26 protein-coding genes are annotated in these 24,431 nt (G+C 67.2%); 12 read left to right on the top strand and 14 right to left on the bottom strand.

Annotated features, from left to right (window positions below):
* Nucleotides 1-100 precede the first annotated feature (100 nt).
* The gene (locus GGR33_RS00910) at nucleotides 101-793 is read left to right on the top strand and encodes a Crp/Fnr family transcriptional regulator (protein WP_183501502.1); all 693 of its coding nucleotides are present in this window, start codon (nucleotides 101-103) and stop codon (nucleotides 791-793) included.
* Nucleotides 794-810: 17 nt separating this feature from the next.
* On the opposite strand, the gene GGR33_RS00905 is transcribed toward GGR33_RS00910, so the two are convergent.
* Nucleotides 811-1,374 carry an extensin-like domain-containing protein gene (locus tag GGR33_RS00905; RefSeq protein WP_183501501.1) on the bottom strand — a complete coding sequence of 188 codons (564 nt, stop codon included), beginning with the start codon at nucleotides 1,372-1,374 and terminating at the stop codon, nucleotides 811-813.
* 356 nt (nucleotides 1,375-1,730) lie between these two features.
* Here GGR33_RS00905 and GGR33_RS00900 point away from each other — a divergent pair, with 356 nt between their 5' ends.
* From GGR33_RS00900 to GGR33_RS00890, 3 genes are read left to right on the top strand one after another with little or no spacing between them, the layout of a single operon-like run.
* Nucleotides 1,731-2,825: an ABC transporter ATP-binding protein gene (locus tag GGR33_RS00900; protein WP_183501500.1), complete on the top strand. Its 1,095-nt coding sequence runs from the start codon at nucleotides 1,731-1,733 to the stop codon at nucleotides 2,823-2,825.
* Nucleotides 2,822-3,736 (top strand): ABC transporter permease, encoded by a 915-nt coding sequence (locus tag GGR33_RS00895; protein WP_183501499.1) that lies wholly within the window; start codon nucleotides 2,822-2,824, stop codon nucleotides 3,734-3,736. The genes GGR33_RS00900 and GGR33_RS00895 overlap by 4 nt, the downstream gene beginning before the upstream one ends.
* Complete coding sequence (locus GGR33_RS00890; RefSeq protein WP_183501498.1) at nucleotides 3,733-4,518, top strand: ABC transporter permease subunit; 786 nt, start codon at nucleotides 3,733-3,735, stop codon at nucleotides 4,516-4,518. The genes GGR33_RS00895 and GGR33_RS00890 overlap by 4 nt, the downstream gene beginning before the upstream one ends.
* A 71-nt stretch (nucleotides 4,519-4,589) precedes the next feature.
* Here the strand turns inward: GGR33_RS00890 and GGR33_RS00885 are convergent, their stop codons facing one another.
* From GGR33_RS00885 to GGR33_RS00870, 4 genes are all read right to left on the bottom strand, one after another.
* On the bottom strand, nucleotides 4,590-4,739 hold the full coding sequence (locus tag GGR33_RS00885) for a DUF3309 domain-containing protein (protein ID WP_210301796.1): 150 nt from the start codon (nucleotides 4,737-4,739) through the stop codon (nucleotides 4,590-4,592).
* A 103-nt stretch (nucleotides 4,740-4,842) separates the two neighbouring features.
* Nucleotides 4,843-5,883, bottom strand: coding sequence for a cysteine synthase A (locus GGR33_RS00880; protein WP_183501496.1), 1,041 nt, complete (start codon nucleotides 5,881-5,883; stop codon nucleotides 4,843-4,845).
* A 90-nt stretch (nucleotides 5,884-5,973) separates the two neighbouring features.
* Nucleotides 5,974-7,596, bottom strand: a complete 1,623-nt coding sequence (locus tag GGR33_RS00875; RefSeq protein WP_183501495.1) for an ABC-F family ATP-binding cassette domain-containing protein — start codon at nucleotides 7,594-7,596, stop codon at nucleotides 5,974-5,976.
* Nucleotides 7,597-7,664: 68 nt separating this feature from the next.
* The gene (locus GGR33_RS00870) at nucleotides 7,665-7,874 is read right to left on the bottom strand and encodes a hypothetical protein (protein ID WP_183501494.1); all 210 of its coding nucleotides are present in this window, start codon (nucleotides 7,872-7,874) and stop codon (nucleotides 7,665-7,667) included.
* A gap of 201 nt (nucleotides 7,875-8,075) precedes the next feature.
* Here GGR33_RS00870 and GGR33_RS00865 point away from each other — a divergent pair, with 201 nt between their 5' ends.
* Nucleotides 8,076-8,237, top strand: coding sequence for a hypothetical protein (locus GGR33_RS00865; protein WP_183501493.1), 162 nt, complete (start codon nucleotides 8,076-8,078; stop codon nucleotides 8,235-8,237).
* Nucleotides 8,238-8,374: 137 nt separating this feature from the next.
* Here the strand turns inward: GGR33_RS00865 and GGR33_RS00860 are convergent, their stop codons facing one another.
* Nucleotides 8,375-8,563 (bottom strand): hypothetical protein, encoded by a 189-nt coding sequence (locus tag GGR33_RS00860; protein ID WP_183501492.1) that lies wholly within the window; start codon nucleotides 8,561-8,563, stop codon nucleotides 8,375-8,377.
* A 242-nt stretch (nucleotides 8,564-8,805) separates the two neighbouring features.
* Between GGR33_RS00860 and GGR33_RS00855 the strand changes: the two genes are divergently transcribed.
* A complete protein-coding gene (locus GGR33_RS00855; RefSeq protein WP_183501491.1) occupies nucleotides 8,806-9,681 on the top strand; it encodes an outer membrane protein in 876 nt (291 codons plus the stop codon).
* Between the two features lie 171 nt (nucleotides 9,682-9,852).
* Nucleotides 9,853-11,118: a hemolysin family protein gene (locus GGR33_RS00850; protein WP_183502105.1), complete on the top strand. Its 1,266-nt coding sequence runs from the start codon at nucleotides 9,853-9,855 to the stop codon at nucleotides 11,116-11,118.
* A 223-nt stretch (nucleotides 11,119-11,341) separates the two neighbouring features.
* Here GGR33_RS00850 and GGR33_RS00845 read toward each other — a convergent pair whose 3' ends face one another.
* The 3 genes from GGR33_RS00845 to GGR33_RS00835 form a co-directional block, all read right to left on the bottom strand.
* Nucleotides 11,342-11,746, bottom strand: coding sequence for a YybH family protein (locus GGR33_RS00845; RefSeq protein ID WP_183501490.1), 405 nt, complete (start codon nucleotides 11,744-11,746; stop codon nucleotides 11,342-11,344).
* A 78-nt stretch (nucleotides 11,747-11,824) separates the two neighbouring features.
* Entirely contained in the window at nucleotides 11,825-13,126 is a 1,302-nt protein-coding gene (locus GGR33_RS00840) for an alpha-hydroxy acid oxidase (protein ID WP_183501489.1), read from the bottom strand.
* 186 nt (nucleotides 13,127-13,312) lie between these two features.
* Nucleotides 13,313-14,491 carry an alpha/beta fold hydrolase gene (locus tag GGR33_RS00835; protein ID WP_210301795.1) on the bottom strand — a complete coding sequence of 393 codons (1,179 nt, stop codon included), beginning with the start codon at nucleotides 14,489-14,491 and terminating at the stop codon, nucleotides 13,313-13,315.
* Between the two features lie 104 nt (nucleotides 14,492-14,595).
* Here GGR33_RS00835 and GGR33_RS00830 point away from each other — a divergent pair, with 104 nt between their 5' ends.
* Nucleotides 14,596-15,186, top strand: coding sequence for a TetR/AcrR family transcriptional regulator (locus GGR33_RS00830; RefSeq protein WP_183501488.1), 591 nt, complete (start codon nucleotides 14,596-14,598; stop codon nucleotides 15,184-15,186).
* A gap of 39 nt (nucleotides 15,187-15,225) precedes the next feature.
* Here the strand turns inward: GGR33_RS00830 and GGR33_RS00825 are convergent, their stop codons facing one another.
* Nucleotides 15,226-15,636, bottom strand: a complete 411-nt coding sequence (locus tag GGR33_RS00825) for a flagellar basal body rod C-terminal domain-containing protein (protein ID WP_183501487.1) — start codon at nucleotides 15,634-15,636, stop codon at nucleotides 15,226-15,228.
* Between the two features lie 80 nt (nucleotides 15,637-15,716).
* The gene (locus GGR33_RS00820) at nucleotides 15,717-16,520 is read right to left on the bottom strand and encodes an AraC family transcriptional regulator (protein WP_183501486.1); all 804 of its coding nucleotides are present in this window, start codon (nucleotides 16,518-16,520) and stop codon (nucleotides 15,717-15,719) included.
* A 133-nt stretch (nucleotides 16,521-16,653) separates the two neighbouring features.
* On the opposite strand from GGR33_RS00820, the gene GGR33_RS00815 reads away from it, so the two are divergent.
* Nucleotides 16,654-17,865, top strand: a complete 1,212-nt coding sequence (locus GGR33_RS00815; protein ID WP_183502101.1) for an MFS transporter — start codon at nucleotides 16,654-16,656, stop codon at nucleotides 17,863-17,865.
* Between the two features lie 46 nt (nucleotides 17,866-17,911).
* Here GGR33_RS00815 and GGR33_RS00810 read toward each other — a convergent pair whose 3' ends face one another.
* The 3 genes from GGR33_RS00810 to GGR33_RS00800 form a co-directional block, all read right to left on the bottom strand.
* Nucleotides 17,912-19,036: a DUF2778 domain-containing protein gene (locus tag GGR33_RS00810; protein WP_183501485.1), complete on the bottom strand. Its 1,125-nt coding sequence runs from the start codon at nucleotides 19,034-19,036 to the stop codon at nucleotides 17,912-17,914.
* Between the two features lie 245 nt (nucleotides 19,037-19,281).
* Nucleotides 19,282-20,610, bottom strand: coding sequence for a thermonuclease family protein (locus tag GGR33_RS00805; RefSeq protein WP_183501484.1), 1,329 nt, complete (start codon nucleotides 20,608-20,610; stop codon nucleotides 19,282-19,284).
* A gap of 24 nt (nucleotides 20,611-20,634) precedes the next feature.
* Nucleotides 20,635-21,327, bottom strand: coding sequence for a hypothetical protein (locus GGR33_RS00800; protein ID WP_246412698.1), 693 nt, complete (start codon nucleotides 21,325-21,327; stop codon nucleotides 20,635-20,637).
* Nucleotides 21,328-21,576: 249 nt separating this feature from the next.
* On the opposite strand from GGR33_RS00800, the gene GGR33_RS00795 reads away from it, so the two are divergent.
* The 3 genes from GGR33_RS00795 to GGR33_RS00785 are packed head-to-tail and all read left to right on the top strand — an operon-like array spanning nucleotide 21,577 to nucleotide 24,420.
* A complete protein-coding gene (locus tag GGR33_RS00795) occupies nucleotides 21,577-22,518 on the top strand; it encodes a lipid kinase (protein ID WP_183501483.1) in 942 nt (313 codons plus the stop codon).
* Between the two features lie 53 nt (nucleotides 22,519-22,571).
* Nucleotides 22,572-23,642, top strand: coding sequence for a DMT family transporter (locus GGR33_RS00790; RefSeq protein WP_183501482.1), 1,071 nt, complete (start codon nucleotides 22,572-22,574; stop codon nucleotides 23,640-23,642).
* Nucleotides 23,593-24,420 carry a TerC family protein gene (locus GGR33_RS00785; RefSeq protein WP_210301794.1) on the top strand — a complete coding sequence of 276 codons (828 nt, stop codon included), beginning with the start codon at nucleotides 23,593-23,595 and terminating at the stop codon, nucleotides 24,418-24,420. The genes GGR33_RS00790 and GGR33_RS00785 overlap by 50 nt, the downstream gene beginning before the upstream one ends.
* Nucleotides 24,421-24,431: the final 11 nt, after the last annotated feature.

Here is a 24,431-nt window from a genome sequence, read left to right as displayed (position 1 = left end):
GTTTTCGGCGCCTGAGGTCGCCGTCGCATCGACTTCGCGGATCTTTTGCCCGCTCGATCGTGCTACGGCCTTGCGATGTCGGGCAGGGGGGGTGAAGGCAGTGTCGAGCGGCCGGCTGGCGACTATTCCGTTCTTCAAGGAACCGGAGATCGATCTCACCCCCTACGAGACCCGCTGCCATTGGCGCCGGTTCGACGAGAACGAGGTGCTGGTCGATTACGACGACATCTCCACCGACGTGTACTTCCTCGCCACCGGCGAAGTCCGCATCCTCAACCGGACCCAGTCCGGCAAGGAGGTGATCCTCGGCGAGATGCGCGGCGGCGCCTTCTTCGGTGAGCTTTCGGCCATCGACGGGGTCGGACGCTCGGCCAACGTCACTGCGCTGACCCGCGGCGAGGTCTGCGTGGTGCCGGCCAACGTCTTCCGGCAGATCGTCTTCGCCTCCGAGGCCATCGCCGACCGGCTGTTCCGGCTGCTGGCCAAGCGCGTACGCGAGCTGAACACCCGGCTCATGGAGCATGCGCTGCTCGACCTGCGCCACCGGCTCTATTCCGAGCTGCTGCGCCTCTCGGTGCCGCGCGCAGGCCACGAGGGCGAGCGCGTCGTCACCCCGCCGCCCTATCACCACGTGCTCGCCGCCCGCATCGGCTGCCGCCGCGAGCAGGTGACGCGCGAGTTCACGGTGATGGCGGGCGAGGGCCTCATCGACCGGACCCGCGGCGCTCTCGTCCTGCGCCGGCCGGACCTGCTGGAAGCGCGCGTCGCCGAGGCCCTGCGCGAGGACGGCTGAGCCTGCCTCGACCGGGCTCAGTGGCAGAACTTGCCGAAGCGGCCGGAATGACGTGGCAGCACGTCGACATGAAGATGGCTTTCGTGAAAGCCGTCCGAGCCCGGCCCGAGAACGGTGGTGAAGTGGCTGCAGGCTGCCGCTCGCAAGGCGCGGAAGCCCGGATCGCCGGCACTTCCCGTGACCGGGAGACGCGCCTTGTTGGCGAACGAGAAGGTGTTCACGTCGAGCGCCAGCCCGTTGGCGTGATTGCTCATGGGCGCACCGGGCTGTCGGTTGCGCGTGCGGCATTCCCAGCCCGGCCCCGTCGTCACGGAGGAGAGCTGTGCGCTCCGGCCGGCGACGAGATCCGGCGCGATCTCCGTCATCCAGGCATCGAAGGCGAGGGCCAGCCGGCAATCGACGATGGGCTTGTCCGTGAGCGGCAACACCCGACCCGTCGCATCGGCCAGGGCGAGCGCCGTGAGGCGGACCGGGGTCTCGATGCGACAGGCTGCGCTGCCGGTCTTCGGCGTCTCGACGGCCTCGAACTGCGCCCCCGTCTCACGAAGTGAGGCGAGGCAGGCTTCACCCGAGGCGGTCACGATGGACTCGGACGTCGGCGGCTTCCGTCCGCCCAGGCTTTCGGGCCGCCGTGGCGGTAGCGGGACAAGTATTTCGACAGATGGAATCTCGGCCGCAGAGCGCTCGGTTGCCTTGGGAGGAGGGGGCGAAGCAACGCCGCCGGGGGTGGGCAAGGGTGCTCCGACGAGAGCCTGAGCCTGGGCGGCGACCGACAGCAGCATCGTAGACAGCCCCAAGAAGACGCTGCGGCGAGGCCAGACCATCTCAGCTCCCCTCTCGACGCCGGCCGAAGCGTGACCGTGCGCTCGGCCATGGCACGTGAGCCGCTTCGGGTATAGCTTGACCATATCCGTGGCGTGCCAGGTCCGCTTCGAAGTTGCAGGCTCCGTCTCCCCTCACCGCTGCGCCCCTGTTGCGCATCGACGGCGTCACCAAGACGTTCGGCGCTCATCGGGCCGTCGACGCGGTCTCGCTCGACCTCGCGGCCGGCGAGTTTCTCTGCCTGCTCGGGCCCTCGGGCTGCGGAAAGAGCACGCTGCTGCGCATGCTCGCCGGGTTCGAGACGCCGGATGCCGGCGCCATCACCCTCCACGGTCAGGATCTGATCGGCCTGCCGCCGCATCAGCGGCCGGTGAACATGATGTTCCAGTCCTATGCGCTGTTCCCGCATATGAGCGTGGCCAAGAACCTCGCCTACGGGCTGCAGGGGCTGGGGCTCGACCGCTCGCGGATCACCGAGCGGGTTCAGTCACTCCTGCGTCTGGTGAAGCTCGAAGGCTTCGAGGATCGGCGCCCCGACAAGCTCTCGGGCGGACAGCGCCAGCGCGTCGCCCTCGCTCGGGCGCTAGCCCGCGAGCCACGACTTCTCCTGCTCGACGAGCCGCTGGGCGCACTCGACCGGACCCTGCGCGAGGAGACGCAAGGAGAGTTGCGCGCCATTCAGCGCCGTCTGGGCACCAGCTTCATGGTGGTAACTCACGATCCCGAGGAGGCGATGGCGCTGGCCGATCGCATCGTCGTGATGGATCGCGGCCGGATCGTGCAGGCGGGGCCGGCCCGTGAACTCTACGAGCGCCCGGCCAGCCGCTTCGTGGCCGGTCTCCTCGGTGATGTGAACCTGATCGCGGGCACGCTCGAACCGGGGGAAGGGGAATCGCGCAGCGTCTGCACGGCTTTCGGCCCCCTGCGCGCTGTGCCCTCGCCGGCCGTGGCCAGCGCCGCCTCCGAGACGTCCGTCGTGGTCGCTCTGCGACCGGAGCGACTACGGCTCGGCGACGGCGACACCATCCTGACCGGTACGCTCGTCGACGTCGCCTTTCTCGGCGACCGGGTGCGGCGGCAGATCCGCCTGGCGGATGGCACCGTGCTCCGTGCCAGCACGGCTCTCCCCGGAGATCCTGGGGATCTCGGCATCGGCCAGCCCGTCAGCCTCGGCTTTGCGCCTGAGGCCGGCTGGATCCTGCCGGCATGAGCGGGAACGCCGTTCGTCCGTCGGGCCGCTGGCTGGTGCGGGCAGTCCCGTTCGTCTGGCTCAGCCTGTTCTTCCTGGTGCCCTTCGTCATCACCGTGAAGATCAGCTTTTCGACACCGGCCACCGCCCAGCCGCCCTATCTGCCGGTGATCGACTGGAGCAATGGCCTGGAGGGCTGGCGCGAATTCTTCTACGCGCTCGATCTCACCAACTATCAGATGCTGGCGGCCGACTCTCTCTATTGGGAGGCAACGGTGTCGTCGCTGGCCTACGCGGCCACGGCGACGGTCATCCTCATCCTGATCGGCACGCCAATGGCGCTTGCGATGGCGCGGGCGAGTGAGCGTGTGCAGCCTCTTCTCGTCGCGCTGGTCGTGGTGCCGTTCTGGACGAGCTTTCTGATCCGGATCTATGCCTGGATCGCGATTCTGAAGCCCGAGGGCCTGCTCAACGCCGGGCTGTTGAAGTTCGGACTGATCGCGCAGCCGCTGGAGATCCTGAACACGCCGCTCGCGGTGATGATCGGGCTCACCTACGCCTACCTGCCTTTCATGGTGCTGCCGCTCTACGCGGTGATGAGCCGGCTCGATTCCTCATTGCCGGAAGCTGCTGCCGATCTCGGTGCCTCTCGCACCCGCGTGTTCCGCACGGTGACGCTGCCGCTCGCTATGCCCGGGCTGGTCGCCGGAGCGCTGCTCTGCTTCATCCCGATGGTCGGCGAGTTCATCATCCCCGACCTGCTCGGCGGCTCCGAGACCCTGATGCTCGGGCGCATGCTCTGGATCGAGTTCTTCTCGAACCGCGACTGGCCCATCGCCTCTGCGGTGGCGGTGCTGCTGCTGATCCTGATCGTCGGCCCCGTCGTGATCTTTCGCGGGGCGGAGGAGAAGCGGGAGGAGGCGCTGCGGTGACCGCCTTCAATCGCATCACGCTGACGCTCGGTCTCGGTTTCCTCTACGCGCCGATCCTGGTGCTCGTCGTCTACTCGTTCAACGACTCGCGGCTGGTGACGGTGTGGGGCGGGTTCTCGACGCGCTGGTATGGCGTGCTCTTGAGCGACGGCCCCCTTCTCGCCTCCGCCCTGGTCTCCCTGAAAGTGGCCGCGCTCTCCGCGACCATCGCCGCGATGCTCGGTACGCTGGCCGCTCTGGCCCTCGATCGGCACGGTCGCTTCGCCGGGCGAGGCGCCTTCACCGGCCTCCTCTATGCGCCGATGGTGATGCCCGAGGTGATCACCGGACTGTCTCTGCTGCTGCTTTTCGTCGGCATCGACATGGAACGGGGCATCCCGACCATCGTGATCGCCCATGCCACCTTCGGCACCGGCTTCGTCGCGGTGATCGTCGGCGCACGATTGAAGGGGCTCGATCGCTCCATCGAGGAGGCCGCTGCGGATCTCGGCGCCAGTCCCCTCCGCGTGTTCTTCACGGTGACGCTGCCGCTGCTGGCACCATCGCTCGCCGCGGGCTTCCTGCTCGCCTTCACGCTCTCGCTCGACGATCTCGTCATTGCGAGCTTCGTTTCCGGGCCGGGGGCGACCACCCTGCCGATGCGGCTCTACAGCCAGGTCCGGCTCGGCGTGAACCCAGAGATCAACGCGGCGTCGACGCTATTGATCGCCTCCGTCAGCGTCGTGGTGCTGGGGGCATCCTGGCTGAGTGTACGCAAGAACGGAACGACGGCCGCTCAATGACCGAAGCCGCAGGCGGACCTGCGGCTTCGGTTAAGAAATGCTTCACGTGAAACATTCGCGCCGGCGGGCGCTCAGATTCGTCCGGTCAGCAAAAGCACGATCAGGACGATGAGCAGAATGCCGCCGAGACCGAAGCCGGGGCCACGATAAGCACCACCACCGAGAAAGTTGCCGCCGCCAAACAGCATCAGAATCAGGATGATGAGAATGATGGTGACCATCGACACGAACTCCGAATGCTCGGGCACCGTCGCCTGAGCTGAACCGTTCAAACGCCGCGACGTCGCATAACGTTCACACGATTTTTCGAAGTTTCCCCGCCGTTTACGCCTCGACCCGCCAATCGGGCAGCCCGCCGGCCTCGGCAGCGAGCCAATCCGGGGTCGGCAGGCCCTTTTCCTTCAGGAAGTCGGGGTTGAACAGCTTCGACGCGTAGCGCGCCGCGCCGTCGCACAGGATGGTCACGATGGTGTGACCGGGGCCGAGATGGCGGGCCAGCCGGATCGCACCGGCGACGTTGATGCCCGAGGAACCACCGAGACTGAGCCCCTCCTCCTGCATCAGATGGAAGACCTCAGCCACGGCCTCGGTATCCGGGATGCGGAACGAGAGATCCGGCTTGAAACCCTCGAGGTTCTTCGTGATGCGGCCCTGGCCAATGCCCTCCGTGATCGAGGAGCCTTCGGCCTTGAGCGTACCCGTCGTGTAGTAGGCGTGCAGCGCCGAGCCATCGGGATCGGACAGGGCGATGGTCACGCCGGGCTTCCGCGCCCGCAAGGCTTCGGCGATGCCTGCGAGGGTACCGCCGGTGCCGCAGGCGCAGACGAAGCCATCGACCGTGCCGTCCGTCTGCTCGAAGATCTCCGGACCGGTATGCTCGACATGGGCCCGCCGGTTGGCGACGTTGTCGAACTGGTCGGCAAAGAAGGCGCCTGCCGGCTCCGTCGCCGCCAGCTTCTCGGCGAGACGACGCGCGGCGTGCACGTAGTTGTTGGGGTTCGAGAAGGGCACGGCCGGCACCTCGACGAGGCGTGCGCCCGCGAGCCGGAGCGTGGCCTTCTTCTCGGCCGACTGGGTCTCGGGGATGACGATGACCGTGCGATAGCCGCGCACCGCCGCCACCAAGGCCAGCCCGATTCCAGTATTGCCGGCCGTGCCCTCGACGATGGTACCACCGGGCCGGATCAAGCCCTTCGCCTCGGCATCCTGCACGATGGAGAGCGCCGCACGGTCCTTCACCGAGAGGCCCGGATTCAGGAACTCGGCCTTGCCGAGAATGGTGCAGCCCGTCTCCTCGGAGGCGCGGGCGAGCCGGATCAGCGGAGTGCAGCCGATCGCGGCCAGGACATCGGATTTCGTCTGCATGGAGGCCGGTTTAAGCGGAGCCGGGCGCCTTGGCGAGAGAAGCCTTTTTCGAATGCGCTGTCCGGGTTGGGAGAACTCGGCCAGGCGCCTTCAGCTTCTCAGTCCGGGTGCCTCTTGTCCGGTGCGCGCGACGTACTCGGTATACCCCCCGCCGTACTGGTGGATGCCCTCGGGCGTCAGCTCCAGCAGCCGGTTCGAGAGCGCGGCGAGGAAGTGCCGGTCGTGGCTCACGAAGAGCATGGTGCCCTCGTAGTTCGAGAGCGCCGTGATCAGCATCTCCTTGGTGGCGATGTCGAGGTGGTTGGTCGGCTCGTCGAGCACCAGGAAGTTCGGCGGGTCGTAGAGCATCTTGGCCATCACCAGCCGGGCCTTCTCGCCACCGGAGAGCACACGGCAGCGCTTTTCGACGTCGTCACCGGAGAAGCCGAAGGCACCAGCGAGCGCGCGCAGCGACCCTTGCCCGGCCTGCGGGAAGCTCGATTCCAGATCCTCGAAGATGGTGAGGTCGCCGTCGAGCAGGTCCATGGCGTGCTGGGCGAAGTAGCCGAGCTTCACGCTGCCGCCGACCGTGACCGTGCCGGCATCGGGCGCGGCAGTGCCGGTGACGAGCTTCAGGAGCGTCGACTTGCCGGCGCCGTTGATGCCCATCACGCACCAGCGCTCCCGCCTCCGGATCGAGAAGTCCAGCCCCTCGTAGATCGTCCGGCTGCCGTAGCTCTTGTGCACGTTCTTGATCATGACGACGTCGTCGCCGGATCGCGGGGCGGGCTGGAACTCGAAGGCCACGCTCTGGCGGCGCTTCGGCGGCTCCACCCGCTCGATCTTGTCGAGTTTTTTCACACGACTTTGGACTTGAGCGGCGTGTGAGGCGCGCGCCTTGAATCGCTCGATGAACTTGATTTCCTTCGCCAGCATCGCCTGTTGGCGCTCGAACTGCGCCTGCTGCTGGCTCTCGTTCTGCGCGCGCTGCTGCTCGTAGAAGCCGTAATCGCCCGAATAGGTGGTGAGCTGGCCGCCATCGATCTCGATGACCTTGCCGACGATGCGGTTCATGAACTCGCGATCGTGCGAGGTCATCAGCAGCGCGCCGTCGTAGTTCTTCAGGAAGTCTTCGAGCCAGATCAGGCTTTCGAGATCCAGATGGTTCGACGGCTCGTCGAGCAGCATGACGTCGGGGTTCATGAGCAAGATGCGGGCAAGCGCCACGCGCATCTTCCAGCCGCCCGAGAGCTTGCCGACGTCGCCGTCCATCATCTCCTGGGAGAAGCCGAGGCCGGAGAGCACCTCGTAGGCCTTGCCCTCCAGCGCGTAGCCACCGAGCTCCTCGAAGCGCGACTGGATCTCGCCGTAGCGCTCGATGATGGCCTCCATCTCGTCGGCCTTGTCGGGGTCGGCGAGATCGGCTTCGACGAGCTTCAGTTCGGCCCCGACATCGCTCACGGCGCCGGCACCGGCCATAACCTCGGAGACGACGGAGCGGCCGGCCATCTCGCCGACATCCTGGCTGAAATAGCCGATCGTGGTGCCGCGCTCGGAGGCGACCTGGCCCTCGTCGGGCTCCTCCTGGCCGGTGAGCAGCCGGAAAAGGGTGGTCTTACCGGCGCCGTTCGGGCCGACGAGGCCGGCCTTCTCGCCCTTCTGCAGCGCGGCCGAGGCCTCGATGAAGACGATCTGACGGCCGTTCTGCTTGCCGATCTTGTCGAGGCGTATCATGCCGTCCGCGGGTGTCTTGGGGGAGTTCGCGCGGGCTTAAGGCATGGCTTGGGGGAGCGGAAGAGGCGTCAGCCGTCGAGATGGCCGCTCTTGCGCAGTTCCGCCGCCACCGCCTCGAAATACGGCTCGCCCGGCGACAGCAGGCTCATGGTAGAGGGCGGGGCGTCTTCGTCGGTGACTGCGGTTTCCGTCACCGGAGCGGGACGCTCGGCGACGCCGGCCATGCCGATTCCCAGAAATCCTGCTGCCGTGAGAACCACTTCGCTGACCGAGATCATGCCGGGCGCCCTCCGCAGCCCTGGGGCGGGCCGCGAAACGTATGCCTCAACGCAATTGTAACGATTATGAGACGAATCGCGCCCCCACCTCGAAGTATTCAGCTCCGGGCAAGCATTGCGCGCCCAGTGTGGTCGGTACGCGACGGACACCGTGACCTCGTTGCATCGCACCCAAAGCCAGTGCCGGTTTCGGGACCCGTGATGCGCAAGCGTGGCAGCACCGGCCCGCGCGACCCGCTACACACCGCCTCCCGATTCCTTCGCAAAGCGTCCGATCTCCTCATGACGGTCATCGTTCTCGTCCTCGCCGGCAATCTGGCCCTCGCCGGGCTCTTCTCCCTCGTCGCCGTCGCCTTCGACTGATTGTCGCCAAACGCGCTCGCACTGTCGCGACGCGCTCGCCATCACGCGCCTTCAACGCTCATCGGTGCAATGAAAATGGCCGCCCGATCCCCGAGATCATGGTGGCCTTCATCGTTCCTAACCGAGCGTGGAAAAAGTCAGCGCGGCGGAGCCTGCAGCTTGGCGAGGAGTGCTTCGAGCCGTTCGCTGACCGGCTCGGCGAGGGTAGCGGCGAAATGGGAGCGCAGGGTCTTGCCGAGGTGACGGCGGGTCCCGGCACTCAGCGGCGGAACGTCGGCGCGCAGCGGAGGCGCTTCGGTCCTCGCATCGAGCTGGATCTTAGCCATGGAACCACTCCCCGCGCGACGCGAACGGCTGCGTCCTCGGAGCGATCCTGGGGCCGGTTGGTTAAGATCGCTTTTACGACGAATGCCACCGATCCCGGTCACCATGATTGCCTGGGTCCGCGCATGGCCCTCGACAGCTCACCGCGACGGTTCTCGCGAAAATCCGGGCTTCGGGTCGCTGAACGGCCTTTTCGGATCGCTGCAGTAAACCTGCGTTAAGCATAGCGCCTCACAATCCGGGCATGGCGACATGCTCCATCCTCCGCTCGGCTGTCAGGTTCGGCGTCGCCCTGGCGATCGTGCCGGCCTTCGGGCAGGCCTGGGCGGCCGACCTGCCTCTGCGCTCGTCCCTGCCGCCGATGGTGGACCTGCCGCCGCCGGCCCCCGTGCCGGTTTGGGCCGGGTTCCATGTCGATCTCGATGCCGGCTACACCCGCACGGGCAGCCAGCATCTCAAGACCACCGGTACCAATGCGCTGGAGCAAATGTTGATCGACGTCGGCAATGTCGGCCGGGTCAACATGCCGTCGAACTCGTTCGTGCTGCGTGGCGGCCTCGGCTACGACTTGCAGCCGGTGGTGGACTCCGGCCTCGTGGTCGGCGTCGTGACGGATGCGCTCTACACCGAGCAGCAACGCGACCAAACCGCAGCCTTCTCCTTCGGTGGCAACGACATCAGCCTCGCGGCTCACCAGTCGCTCGACTTCCTCGGCACCCTGCGCGGCCGGCTCGGCTATGGGCTCGGTCCCGTGCTGGTCTACGGCACCGGCGGCCTCGCCTACGGCCATGTCGGACTCTCGGCCCGGACCACGATCTCCAACAGCGCCTATAGCGGGATCTACGACGGCGGCAGACACAGCGGGATCGAGACGGGATACGTCTATGGCGGCGGGATCGAGTGGATGGCGCCGGGCGGCCTGATGCCGGGCCAGCTCGCCTTCAAGCTCGAATATCTGCGCTACGATCTCGGCAACCGCACCGTGTCGGTGAATGGGATGGGTCCGTATTTCGGTCCCGGCGGCCCCGGCCAGCTCGGCCATACCGCCAACGCCGTCTTCCGCAGCGAAGGCCAGCTCGTCACCGCCGGCCTGACTTACCGCTTCTCCGGAGCGAACTGAGCCGGCTCATCGGAGCCTTCGCTGCGCGACGATGGCGGGGCGGCGCGCAAGCCGCTACCACTTTTCCGCGACCTGCTCTAAGCGGCAGTGGTCGCACTCTCGCGGCGGGACGCCTCGGAGGACACGATTTTCAGCGACGGCTGGTCTACGGGGTTCGGGCTGCTGGCGGTCCTGGCACTCGTCCTCGCCAACGGGTTCTTCGTCGCGGCGGAGTTCTCCCTCGTCGCCGTTCGGCGCTCCCGCGTGGCGGAACTCGTCAACGAGCGGCGGCTCAACGCGGCCGCCCTGCAGCGGGCGACTGACCGGCTCGATGCGCATCTCGCCGCGACGCAGCTCGGCATCACCATCTCCTCTCTAGCCCTCGGCTGGGTCGGCGAGCCGGCGCTCTCCCATCTGATCGAGCCGCTCTTCGCGTGGCTGCCCGAGAAATTCGCCGGCATCGGCGCGCACACCTTCGCAGTGGCTATCGCCTTCGTGGTGATCACGGCGCTTCACATCGTGCTCGGCGAGCTGGCACCCAAGAGCCTGGCGCTCCAGCGCAGCGAGCGCACGGCGCTGGCGATCGTGCGGCCGCTCTCGCTGTTCCTGGCCATCTTCCGCCCGGCCATCCTGTTCCTGAACGGGCTCGGCAACGGCGTGTTGCGGCTGATGGGCCTCAAGCCGGGCTCGGGCGAGGAGAACCTGCCCTCGCCCGCCGAGCTCAGCCTCCTCGTCACGGCGAGCCAGGAGGCCGGCTTCCTGCACGAGGCGCAGGAGGATGCGGTGGCCCGCATCCTGGCGCTCGGCGACCGCCGCATTCGCGAGATCGTCACGCCGAGGAACGAGGTCGACTGGGTCGATCTCGATGACGATCAGGACGAAATCGTGAAGGCGATCCGCGAGTGCCGCCACGAGCAGATCGTCGTCAGCCGCGGCCAGATCGATCACGTGGTTGGCGTGCTGAGAAAGCAGGACCTGCTCGACCAGTTCCTCGATGGCAAGCCCCTACGCGTGGAAGCGGCGATGCGCGAGCCTATCGTGGTTCACGAGGGCCTCGCCATCCTCAAGGTGCTGGAGGCGTTTCGCACGAAGCCGGTGCGCATGGCGATCGTGGTGGACGAATACGGCAGCCTGGAGGGGATCGTCACCCAGACGGACCTCCTCGAAGCCATGGCCGGCGAGATTCCCGATCCCGGCGAGGAGGCCATGGTGGTGGAGCGCGAGGACGGCTCGCTGCTCATCGACGGCATGATGCCGGCCGGCGAGGCCTTCGAGCGCCTCGGCTTCTCCGATCGCCCGCGAACCGGCGACTTCTCCACGCTCGCCGGCTTCGTCATCGTCGAACTCGGCCGCATCCCGTCCGAGGGCGATTTCGTCGACAGTCAGGGTTGGCGACTGGAGGTCGTCGACATGGACGGCCGCCGTATCGACAAGGTGCTGGCCCAGCGCGTGCAGTAGGGCCGCTCGACCCCCAAGATCATGCTGTGTTTTGCCTGAATCAGTCAAAACACAGAAAACATGATCGATTCAAAAAGTGAGAGCAGGCTTTCAGCGAAAAACCGTCTCCACTTTTTCGCAGCCTGCTCTAGTGGCCGTGCTCGGGGGTCACGCTGGGCTGGACGAGGCGATAGTGCCAGCCGGTCGCATTGTGGCTGTAGACCGCCGCGATGTGGCCGTGCTCCTAATGCGTCTCGGAGGCATTCGCCTTCGTCGGCACCGAGACCGAGAAATCGGAGATGCTGTAGCCTGCATCACCGATCGCGTGCGTTTCCAACACCGTGATCTTGTGACCGGACGCACCGGAAGCGAAGCGCTGGCGGTAATAGCCCAGCAGGTCGTCATGCCCCCTGACGATCTTGCCGCTCGGCGAGACGAGCGTGCCGTCCTCGGCATAGAGGTTCGACATCTCGGCGAAGTTCTTCTGACCGTAGAGCTCGTCGTAGAGGTGAGCCAGCTGGACGGCCGCATCCTGAAGCGATGCGCCGGAAGGAACGGGTCCTCGTCCCGACCTCGCCTCTTCCGCATCGGACGAAACGCCCGATGCAGCGAGCATCACGGCGATCAGCAACGGCGTGGCATATCGCATGGCAGACTCACTCGACATCGCGGTTCGCTCACCGCCGAACCCGAAGCGCCGAGACCGCCCGCGGTTCCCGCCGCTGGTTCACACCCGCGTGACGGAGGCGCCGTTGATCTCCGCGAGCTTCGTCGCGCCAACCTGTCGCATGATGGTCTCGAACTCGCGCTGCATGAGGGTAAGCACCATCTCCACGCCCGGCTGGCCGAAGGCAGCGAGACCCCAGATATAGGGGCGGCCGATGCAGACGGCGGTCGCGCCCAGCGCCAGCGCCTTGAGCACGTCGGTGCCGCGCCTGAAGCCGCCGTCGATGAGCACCGGGATCTTGCCGTTCACCGCCGTGACGATCTCGGGCAGCACGCCGATGGTCGATTGCAGGCTCTCCTCGGCACGGCCACCGTGGTTCGAGACGATGATCGCGTCGACACCATAATCGAGGGCGGTCTTGGCGTCCTCGTGCGTGACGATGCCCTTGAGGACGAGCTTGCCCTTCACGATGCTGCGCAGGCGCTTGACGTAGTCCCAGGTCATGCCGGTGCCGTAGAGGTTGGTCACCTTCGACACGTCGATGTTGTCGAACATCGGCTTGCGGCTGACCTCGTTGGCGAAGCCGGGCGTATGGCAATCCGTGCAGGTCCGGGTGTCGCCGCGTCGGTCGCGGAACAGGGTCTCGGTGTTGCGGCCGCCCTGGCGGTCGACGGTCAGGACGATCGCCGGGGCACCGGCCATCTCTGCCCGCGCCACCAGAAGCTGGGTCACGGCCCAGTCGTCGGTCGGGTAGAGCATGTACCAGATCGGCGCGCCGCGCTCCTTGATACAATCCTCGATCGAGGTGCTGCCCACGGTCGAGAGGATCATCTGGTGACCCTTGGCCTTGCAGGCCCGGGCCGCGGCCGCCTCGGCCTCGGAATTGAAGGCACCGACGCTGCTGACGGGCGCCAGCGCGATCGGGCTCCCCCAGGTCTCGCCGAAGATTTTCACGGAGGTGTCGATCTTGCGCACGTCGATCAGGCGACGGGTGCGGATGGCGATCTTGTCGAAACCGTCGCGGTTGGCCTGGAGGGTCTTGTCGGCATCGACGCCGCTGGCGAGATAGCCGTAATGGGCCGGCGGAAGCGCGTTCTTCGCCACCGGCTCGAAATCGAACACGTTCAGGGCCTGGGACGGATTGGCGATGAGATCGCCGTTCATGACCGGCGCCGCGCGCAGGACGTCGTAGCTCTGGGCCAATGCCTCCGATGTGCCGAGCACGGACAGGCCGGCGATCGTCGAGGCGATTTGCGGCGCGAGGAGGGGGCTCGCGGAGGCGAATTCCAGAAACTTCCGCCGGCTCAGTTGGACGCCGTCATCCACGGCACCGCCATGCCTCGTCTCGGTCTTCCGGCTCATCGCAGTTCCTCCGTCCACCCGTCGTCGTCACGGCGACATCGGCTCCGCGCGCCTTATGCGAGGATGATAACACCGCCGTGAACGTGTCGCCGAACATGGATGAGGCAACGAACGCGCCACTGGGCCCACTGGGACGGTGCCAAGTGGAAAAGAGAGGACGCCGGGCTCCGCAGCGGCAAGGCTGACTCAGTGGGAACCAGCCTTATTTGGCCGGCCCTCGATCCAGTCCATGAACGCCCCGACATGCCCAGCCCAGAGTGCGGGATGCGCCATGGTCAGATGACCATACGAGTCTGGACTGCCGGCCTGGACGACGAAGCGGGCATTCGGCAGCGTCTTCACGGCCTGCTGGAGGATCTGGAGCCGGTCGGGGTTGAACTCGTCGTCCTCGAAATTCAGGGCGAAGACTTTCATCCGGAGCGCCGAGAAGCCCGGTCGCGGGTCGTAATCCTGCGAGGATTCGAGCGAGTAGAGGATGTCGTTCGGGTCCGCCGACGGGGTTGGCTTGGCGATTCCCGCGATGAAGGCATCGGCGGCCGTGACCGTCGGGATCGTCGTCTGGAAGTGCGGCACGCCGTCGATCATCAGCCGGATGAATTGTTGGGCGACCGCATAACCCCGCGTCGGGCCGGTATAGGCGTTGGCCTTCCACTCGGGGTCGTTGCGGATGTTCTCCGCCGCCATGCGCCGCCACAACAGGTTACGGCCCGAGATCGGCACCGGCAGCGCCACCACCGGCATGATCGCCCCGACCTGATCCGGATAGGCCTCGGCCCATTGCCAGGCATTCATCCCGCCCATGGACATGCCGAGGATGGCGTGGAGGCGCCTGATGCCGAGCGTCTCGGTGACGAGCCTGTGCTGGACGTCGACGATGTCGCCGTAGCCGTAGCGGGGGAAGCGGTTGCGCAGGCCGTCGCTCGGCTTGGTCGAACGGCCATGGCCGAGATTGTCCGGGAAGATCAGGTAGTAACGGCTCGCATCGAGCGGCTTGCCGGCGGCGAAGAGCGAAGCCTTGTATTCCGGGGTCAGGAGCGAGGCGCCGCTATTGCCGGTCCAGTGCAGCACCAGCACGGCGTTGTCGATCTCGCCGGCGGCGTTGCGATGGGGCGAGCCGAGGGTGGCGTAGTGAAGCCTGAGCTGCTCGATCGCCTCGCCGCTGCGCAGGCGATAGCTATTGTAGGTGGCGTCCGTTTCCCTCTGCTCGAGCGCGGGAGCGACAGGTTTGGTGGATTCGGCCGCCCCGGTCCCACCTGCCGAGAGCAGTACGGCGAAAGTCACCAGAGCGGCCGAACGACGCGACCGCCCTCGGAAAGTCGAGGCGCCGTGACGCGTCATCAGCCGCCGAACAATGCCCGATGCCATGATCCCGCTCCCGCTCGGACACCCATTGCAGTGTCGGCCAATGATTGCGATCATCATCATAACCACATTGATAATGACCGCAATCTAAAAGCCAGGAGATCGGCATGGCTCGGGTATCGCGCGAGCAGGCCCTGCAGAACCGCGACCGGCTTGCCCAGGTCGCCGGCCGTCTGTTTCGCGAACGTGGCATGGACGGGGTGGGCGTCGCAGAGCTGAGCCGAGAAGCGGGGATGACGCATGGCGCGCTCTATTCGCGCTTCGGCTCACGGGACGGGCTCGTGGCAGCCGCGTTCGGCAGCGGCGAGACCCAGAGCGAGGCATCGATGCAGGCTGCGCTCGGCGCGGCGCCGAGCCTCGATCAGATCCTCGACTTCTATGTCTCGGCCCGTCAGCGCGACAATCACGCCCAGTGCTGCCCGATGCTCGCCTCCGCCAGCGAGGCCGCCCGGCAATCCGATGATCTGCGCGAGCATTTCGCGCGATCCTTCGATCGCTTGAGCGCCACGATCGCGCAGGCGCTCGACCGGGACGGCGAAGCGCCCCAGGCCCAGACGAGCCACGTGATCGCAGCGGCGATGATCGGCATCGTCGCCGTCGCGAGGGCGATCCAGTCGGCGGATGCGCAGGGCTCGGATGCGCTGATCGCGGCCGCGCCGTCGCTTCTGGCGGCCCTCGCGAAAACGAACGCTGGATGACGCGAGCGGAGGCCTCGTCCCGGGCGATCGGCACTCAGCCTACTTCAACAGATCCAGCGTCGCCTTGGCGGATTTGTCGATGGCATCGGAGGCGTTCATGTTCATCTCGTAGGCACGCGCCAGCGACTGGACGTTCATGAATTCCAGGGTGGTGTTGACGTTCGGCAGCTTGACGTAGCCGCTCTGGTCGGCGCCCGCACTGCCTGGATCGTACCGGGTGCGGAACGCGCTGTGGTCGCGCACCACCCGGCCGACCGAATCCTTGTCGCTATCCGGCACGACGAGGCCGAAGACGGCGATTTTTCGCGCATAGGGTTCAGCACCCTGGGTCTTCGCGGCGGAATTCGCGTTGGCGATGTTTTCAAAGGCCGTGTGGAGCTGCCCGGTCGTGATCCTGCGGCCAGCCGCCAGGGTATTCGAGGCGGATTTGAGCAGATCGACGGTCTTCATCACAGCCCGGTTTCGGCGATGGCAATCCTTTACGGTCTGTTGAGAATTATGCTTAACCAACCGTTAAAGACGCGGCCACCTCACGCTCCCCGGAGAGCGGCAGCAGGCGCCCCATTCCTGAGCCCGAGATAGGCCAACGGCGAACGTCCAAAGGCCCGCTTGAACATGATGGTGAAGGCAGCGGGGTTCTCGTAGCCGAGGTCCATTGCCACCGTCGTCACCGCCTCGCCCGCCGCGAGCCTGGGCATCGCGCTGAGCAGGCAGGCCTGCTGCCGCCAGGCGACGAAGCTGAGGCCGGTCTCGCGCCGGAACAGCCGCGTGAATCCACGCCGGCTCATGCCGAGCGATCCGCTCCAGTCGTCGATCGTCTCGTGGATCTCCGGCCTCTGGACGAAAAGCCGGCAGCGCGCCGCCAGGGCACCATGCGCCGGATAGGGGAGCGACAGCGGCAGGCTCGGCAACCGTCGCATCTCGTGCCCGATTAGCTCCATCAGAGCTCCCGAGCGGCCGGTGAGATCGTATGCGAGCGGCAGTTCCAGGGCCTCGCTCATCAGGGCGCGCAGGAACGGCGAGATGCCGACGACTTGGCAATGCGCGGGCAGGTCCGGGACGGCCTCCGGCTCCAGGTAGAGGCTCTGCATGCTGACCGCGCCCACCGTATGGACCCGGTGCTCCACGGCCGGCGGGATCCACATGCCGCGCTGCGGCGGCATCACCCATCGGCCTTCTGATGTCGCGAGCACGATCACGCCCGTGGCACCCGAGATCAGCTGACCGCGCCGATGCCGATGAGGCTCGATCACGTGCCCGTCCGGGTAGCTCCGCCCGAGCGCAATGATCGGCCGGGGCAGATGGTCGACCGCGTCGATGGGCAGAGACGGCACGCTGGCCCACTCGCGTATGAAACAGGCCCAACCCTGGTGGCAGGCCGCACTGGCGCTTCCTACCCTGCCGCCGCGCCGCCCGCAAAGAGGCCGCGAGAGACGACATCAGAGGTCAGCCGTGTCCGTCGCCGCCATGCCCCTCGCGCCGAACCGCGCGCGAACGGTGTTTCCCGTGCTGGTCGCGGCAAGTATCTGCCATCTGCTGAACGACATGCTGCAGGCGCTGCTGCCGGCCGTCTATCCGATCCTGCAGGGTGGCTTCGATCTCAGCTTCGCCCAGGTCGGCCTCTTGACCTTCGTCTATCAGATGACCGCGTCGATCCTGCAGCCCTTCATCGGGCACTTCACCGACCGGCGACCGATGCCGTACTCGCTGCCGTTCGGCATGGCCTCGTCGATGGCAGGGCTGCTGACGCTCGCCTTCGCACCGAGCTACGCGTTGCTGCTCGTCGGCGGCATGCTGCTCGGCATCGGCTCGTCGATCTTCCATCCGGAATCGTCGCGCATCGCCCGCCTGGCCTCGGGCGGATCGCACGGGCTGGCCCAGTCGCTGTTCCAGGTCGGCGGCAATTTCGGCTCGGCTCTGGGTCCGCTCGCCGCGGCCTTCGTCGTTCTGCCGCGGGGCCAGAGCGGTCTGGCCTGGTTCGCGCTCGCCGCGATCGGCGGCATCGTTATCCTGAGCGGGCTCGGACACTGGTATCGCGTCAATGTCCGCACGAACCGCACCGCAGGCGCGGCTCCCAGCCGTCACGCCACGTTGTCGCGCAGGCAGGTGTCGAAGGCCATCGCCGTCCTGATCGCGCTATTGTTTTCGAAGTATATCTACCTGGCGAGCTTCACGAGCTACTACACCTTCTACCTGATCGAGCGGTTCGGCCTTTCGACGAAGTCGGCGCAGATCTGCCAGTTCGTGTTCTTCGCCGCCGTCGCGGCCGGGACGATCGCCGGCGGTCCGATCGGCGACAGAGTCGGCCGCAAGCTCGTGATCTGGGTCTCGATCCTCGGCGTCCTGCCGTTCTCCGTGGCGCTGCCCTTTGCCGGGCTGGCGCCGACGATCGCGCTCAGCGTGGTGATCGGCTTCGTGATCTCCTCGGCCTTCCCGGCCATCGTGGTCTATGGCCAGGAGTTGATGCCCGGGCGCGTGGGCATGGTCTCGGGCCTGTTCTTCGGCTTCATCTTCGGCATCGGAGGCATCGGCGCGGCGATGCTCGGAACGCTGGCGGACTGGAAGGGGATCTCCTTCGTCTTCTCGATCTGCTCGTTCCTTCCGGCGCTCGGCATCCTGACGATGCTCCTGCCGAACCTGCACGAGCCCGCAGCCGAAACCGGCAAGGCCGCCAGATGACGAAGACGGACGATCCGGATGGTGCCCCGGTGCCCGTGCCCCGGCCTCATTCCGCCGAGGCGCTGGCTCCAAACAGCCGGCTAGCGAAGCTCGGCGTCCTGTCCCCCTTGGCGCCGGCCACCACCACCACCCGACGAACCTCACCGCTGAGATAGGCCTTCAGGAAGCGCGGGTAGTTGCGGAACGAGATGCAGCCGTTCGAGGCGCCGCTGGGTCCAAGCATGTAGGTGTGGGTGAGCAGGCCGTTGCGGTTATGGATCGCTCCGGCGCCACCGATCGGATTCAGGCGCAAAGCCCGCACACCGTGGAACAACGCCTCGCGCTCGGTGAGGTCGTAGGTGCCGGGCGGCGTCGAGCCACGCATCCGCAAGTGGACGTCGCGCGGGTTGTCGAAGCTGGAGCCGAGGCCGGAATGGGCTTCCAGCACTTCGCCGCTGGGCAGCGTCACCCGGCCCGCACTGATGTCGTAGACGGCCGTGCCGCCGCCGGCTTGGACCGCAGGGGAACTGCGGGGGTTCGAGCCGAGGCTGCCCGCGTCGACGCCGGCATAGGCCAGGGCCTGCTGCTCCTCGGTGGCGGGCTTGGCGCCAAACACCGTGTCGAAGAAAGACCGCTCGGCCTCCTCGTTCCGCTGGGCCGCCACCCTGGCGCGCGGCATCGCCGTACGCTCGGCGAGCCGAGCCACGGCCGGGGTCGGCACGGCCATCAGGTCGGAGGGCCGCCGTATCGGCAGCGGGATGGTCTGAGCCGCCACCGGCGGAGACAGCAGGGCCGTCCGCTGGATTTGAGACTGCGAGACCTGAGGACGCGGCGCCTGCACCGGTTCGCGCTCGATCAGCGCCGCGACAGCCGCCGGTTTCGGCACGGCGACGGGTTCGAAGGCCGAGTTCAACGTCGCCACGGCGCGCAAGGCCTGGGCACGCCGCCCGAGGACCGGAGCCGGATCGAACATCCAGGCATTCCGCTGGGGCGAAGTGGCGATGGAAGAGGTGGCCACCGGCTCGGGCATGGCAGACTCGGGAGCGGGAGCCGGGTCGGGCCTGTTCGAGAACCGGGGCAGGGCGCCAACGAGGATCGCCGCGGCGGCAGTCATGGCGAGAAGGTCGGCGCGAAACCGGCGGCGACGAGGGCGGCGGGCAGAGCGGCCGGACGGGTACGCGTCGTCGATCATGCAGGCGGTACTCGGATACGCGTATCCCGCACGGAGGCCGCTTGGCCGTCGCGTCGCCCGTGAGGGCAGACCCGCTGGCTGGACCGGCCAACTCTTCCGTCAGGGAAACATCAACCTTAACTGCCAGCCATTGAGCGCTGTTTTGGTTAATCTCCGCTAAATCGAGAGCGAGGTTCGTGTAGATTTCGCGCGGCCGACGGCTCCCGATCCCACTCATCTTGAGGGGGATGAGTAAGAAGGGCGCCCTACCGCTTCCACACCCCGAGCCGCTCGCTGCGGGCGTGGTCTTCGGCCGCGACGAGATCGGGAGAGGCCTCAGAAGAGGCACGGCCGCCGCCGTTGAACAGCACGACCTCCGAGAGGTCGCGCCCCTCTATGGTGCAGAGGAAAGCACTCGACCCTTGCGCCGGGCGGCAGGTGATGGGGCGCCCGCGAATGTATTTCGCCAGCTCGTCGGCCTGGCCGCCGCGTACCCACTCGACGCCGAACAGATGGATGACCTTGCCCGAGAGCTTCAAGGTCGCGGTGTCGATCACCTGGGGCACTCCGGCGAGATCGCCCGGGTTGCGGGGCGGCTCCTCGACGGGCGCCGCCTCGGCATCCTCCGGGGCCGGCTCGGGGGCGGCCGGCTTCGGCTCCGGCGCGCGCGAGGCGGTATCGTTACGTGTCTCGGCAGCCGGTTTCGGCGGCTCCTGGTTCTGCACCACCGGCGGCGGCGCACTCGGCACCTCCTGACCGCGCTGCAGGGTGGTGAGCACCACCAGCCCGACCACCAGCGCCGTGGCCGTGGCGAGGCCGAGGAAGGCCACGCGGTGCAGATCGAAAGCATGCCGATCGATCACCGGAAGGAGGTCGCGGCCGCGCCTGCCGAGGCTGGCGAGAGCGCTCTCGCCCTTCGGCTCGGCCGAGGGACCGACCGGGATGAAGTCCGGCTTGGCCTCCGCCGGAGCCTCTTCCATCGCCCTCGCGACCGGAGCCGTCGTCGGCTTCGTCTTGAAACGCTCGCCAAGTCGGCGGCGCCAGGTCTCGAAGCGTCCGCCAGCGGCGTTGGCCAGAGTGCGGCCGCGCTCGGCGGAGTTCGTCGCCAGGGATTTCGCCAGGGCCGATTGCGTCTCGACGAAGCGCGCGCCAGCGGCCTTCACATCGGCCAGCGCGTGGTGCTCCGGCTCGGGCGGCGGAGGAGGGACCGGATCGACCGTCTCCGGTTCGGGCGGCGTCGCGAACAGGTCAGGATGGCGCTCGCGCAGCTCGGCCACGAGACCACGCAGCGTCATGGGCGCAGTGACGTCGCCACCCTCGTCCATTCCGGCATCGCTATCCCGGAGAAGGCGCGTCTCGCCGTCGCGGTCGATCACCCGGTAGCCCGGCTCCTCGAAGGTCGGCTCCAATTCGGCTTCGGCGAGGAGTTCCAGAGTTCGCCGGGCCAACGGCATGGCGTGTTGGCGCTCGAGCTCCGTTCGGATCAGGCCGCGCAGCCGATCGTCGTCATCCGGAGAGAGCCCACGCTTCGGCGACGGATCGCCGCCCATGCGCTTTACCTCTTCCTGCACCGTATCGGCAGCTTCGGCCGTCATCCCGTCATCGTCTCCAAGAGCCGCTCAGGCCCCGCCCCGACGCTCGGCCGGACCGAGAGCGAGGCTGCCACGGCGCAGCACACGGCTCGTCTCCGAGACGATCACCGGGCGCTCGCCCGCGAAGCTGACGGTCAGCGTCAGTTCCGACAAGCCCTGCGATCGGGCGCCCCGTGCCGGGCTCCCGGCCTGGAAGCCGAAGAGGGTACGCACGACGCAGCTGGCGCGCGCCGCGTCGCAGGCCGTGCGAGTGGCGCCCTCCTGCAGCCGATAGCGCCGCTCCGGCCAGCGCCGGACGAAGCGACGCTTCTCGGCCATCAGCGCGGCGAGGCTCATGGTCCGGCCATGGAAGAGCACCCGCTCACCGTAGAAGCGCGGGGCCGAAGTGAGCATGGCGTCGTTCCGGGAAGAGACGCTGTCGAGATAGTCGCCCGCCAGCCTCTGCGCCTGTGCCGCCCGATCCGTGAAGCGCGGATCGGGAACAGTGCTGATCTCGGAAGGTGCAGCCATCGGGCGCTGGCTCTTCTCGGTCGAGCGATGCGGGTAGCGGGCCGACGGCGTCAGTGCCTCCTTCGCTGGAGGATCGACCCAGCCGGAGGCCGGTTCGGCACTCGCCGGACTCTGCGCCATCAGCAGACCAGTCAGGCAGGACGCAGCCAGAATCGAGCAGAGGCGCATGGCGTTACCGAGGCTTGGCCGCATCATCGTGACGTCAGGCATGTAAGCCGTGCCGCAGTGACAGGCGAGGGATCACTTCCGCCTCCAACTCTCGACCTGGTCGACAAGGTTCCACGATCCGCGGCCTTGCCGCAGGCCCGAGCATCCCCACGTTGTAGGAGATGGGTCCGGGCCCCTCTGGCGGTCGAGGCGTTGACCGTGATGTCGGGCCCCCTCGCGCCTCGCGCTCACGCCGCGCATCCAGGCTGCCGATCCGTTGGTCTCATCCCTCGTCCATGCCATGGGTCTCGCATGACCGATGCGAGCGCGCGTCCGCGCCGCGCCCTGATGATGGTCAATCCGCGCGCTCGCAACGGGAGCGTGCCCCTCGGCGCCATCCGAGATGGCCTGCGCAGCGGCGGTATCGAACCGGTCGAGCCAGCGGGCCTCGAGGGCACCCAGGCCGATTGCAGCGCCGCCATCGTCCGTCATGCCAAGGATTGCGACCTGATCATCCTTGGCGGCGGTGACGGTACGCTGAACGCGGCTGCGGCCGCCCTGATCGAGACCGGGCTGCCCCTCGGCATCCTGCCGCTCGGGACCGCTAACGATCTCGCCCGATCGCTCGGGTTGCCCCTCGACCCATTGGCGGCGGCGCAGGTCATCGCCACGCGCGATCCGCAGCCCGTCGATCTCGGCTGGGTCAACGGCCACTATTATTTCAACGTCGCCAGCATCGGCTTCTCCGCCGATCTCGCCGGAGAACTCACGGCGGAAGCTAAGAAGACCTGGGGCACGCTCGGCTACGCCATCGCCGCCTTCCGCCTCCTGCGTCGGGCGCGGCCCTTCTCGATCACCATCGAGCATGACGGCACGGTGGAGCGGGTGACCACGATCCAGGCCTCCGTCGGCAACGGCCGGCACTATGGCGGCGGCATGACGGTGTCGGAGGACGCCACCGTCGACGACGGCAAGCTCGATTTCTACAGCCTCGAAGTCGATCATTGGTGGCGGCTGATCGCCCTTCTGCCGGCTCTGCGTCGCGGCACGCACGGCCAGGCCACCGACGTGCGCGCCTTCTCCACCACCGAGATCGTGCTGCGGACGCGCAAACCCCGGCCGGTGAACACCGATGGCGAACTCGCCACGCACACGCCCGCCCATTTCAAGGTGATGCCGAAAGCCGTGCGGATCTTCGCGCCACCTCAGGATGAAAGGCCGTCGACGGCGGTTCGCTTCCGGATGCCGTTCTGAACCATGAGCAGCAGCCGAGAGCCCCCCGCTTCGCTTTCATGTGACCGAACCGCATGACCGAGCGGGCCCATTCTCACGCGCATCTCTGGCCTGGAGTGCCTCTGGCGCTCTCGTCTGCCGTCCTGTTCGGAGCATCGGCACCCTTCGCCAAGCTTCTGCTCGGCGACGTGTCGCCGCAACTTCTGGCGGGGCTGCTCTACCTCGGTGCGGGGATCGGCTTGTCCCTCGTTCATGGCGGCCGAGCGATCCTCGGCATCCCGGCGCAGGAGGCTCCCCTTCGCCGCCACGACGTGCCGTGGCTCGTCGCCGTCGTCTTGTTCGGCGGCTTTGCCGGGCCGTTGCTGCTGATGCTGGGGCTGGCCCGCACCTCGGCCACGACCGGTTCGCTGCTGCTCAATCTCGAAGGCCTCGCCACCATGCTCATCGCTTGGCTGGCGTGCCGCGAGAACGTCGATCGCCGGCTGATGCTCGGGGCGTTCGCCATCCTGGCCGGGGCAGCCGTGCTGTCGTGGAGCGGGACGGGCGTAAGGCTCGATTCCGGAGCGATTCTCATCGCAGCCGCCTGTCTGGCCTGGGGCATCGACAACAACCTGACGCGCAAGCTGTCCAGTGCCGATCCGGTGGTCACGGCCGCCATCAAGGGGCTGGCGGCAGGCGGCATGAACGTCACACTGGCGCTTCTGCTGGGCGCGGCCGTGCCATCGCCGATGACCCTCGGCGCAGCGGCCGTCGTCGGCTTCCTGGGCGTCGGGGTGAGCCTCGTCCTGTTCATGCTGGCGCTGCGCCATCTCGGGACTGCCCGCACGGGGGCCTATTTCTCACTCGCGCCGTTCATCGGAGCGGTCATCGCCGTCGCGTTGCTGCACGAGTCGGTGACGATTCAGATCATCGTGGCCGGAGCGTTTATGGGCCTCGGTCTCTGGCTGCATCTCGCGGAGCGCCACGAGCATGAGCACACCCACGAGGTGATGGAGCACGAGCACGTCCACGTGCACGACGAGCATCACCAGCACGAGCACGATGGACCGGTGACGGAACCGCACTCGCACCGGCATCGCCACCAGACGCTGCGGCATGCGCACCCGCACTATCCCGACCTGCACCACCAGCACGGGCACGGCTGACACAGCCCATCAGGACAAGGACCGATCCGGCGTGGACAACATCCTACCCCTACTCTCCGACCCCACGGCCTGGGCCGCACTCGCGACGCTCGTGGTGATGGAGGTGGTGCTCGGCATCGACAACCTGATCTTCATCTCGATCCTGACGAACCGCCTGCCGGAGAACCAGCAGGCGAAGGCGCGGCGCATCGGCATCGGCCTGGCGCTGATCCTGCGGCTCGGGCTGCTCGGGACCGTCGCCTGGATCGTCCACCTTACCGAGCCGGTCTTCTCGGTTCTTGGAAAATCCTTCTCCTGGCGTGACCTGATCCTCGTCGCCGGCGGCCTGTTCCTGCTCTGGAAGGCCACCAAGGAGATCCATCACAGCGTCGATCCCGATGGCGGTGGCGACGAGAAGAAGGGTCCGCAGCTCGGCTTCGCCGCGGCGATCGGCCAGATCCTGGTGCTCGACCTCGTCTTCTCGATCGACTCGATCATCACCGCCGTGGGCATGACCGACCACGTCGCGATCATGGTGGTGGCGGTGATCGCCGCCGTCACCGTGATGCTGATCGCCGCCGACCCGCTCTCGCGCTTCATCGCGGCCAACCCGACGGTGGTGATGCTGGCTCTCGGATTCTTGATCATGATCGGCATGACGCTGATCGCCGAGGGCTTCGGTGCGCATGTGCCGAAGGGCTACATCTACACCGCCATGGCTTTCTCGGCGGGTGTCGAGGGCCTGAACATGTTGGCGCGCCGCAGGCGGCGGAAACGAGCCCCCTCGCCAGAGGCGTGAACCCAAGGAGC

The sequence above is a fragment of the Methylobacterium brachythecii genome (assembly GCF_014196345.1).
GTDB classification, from domain to species: domain Bacteria; phylum Pseudomonadota; class Alphaproteobacteria; order Rhizobiales; family Beijerinckiaceae; genus Methylobacterium; species Methylobacterium brachythecii.
Note: the sequence above shows the minus strand (reverse complement) of the source record. Positions and strands in the feature narration are given on the sequence as shown.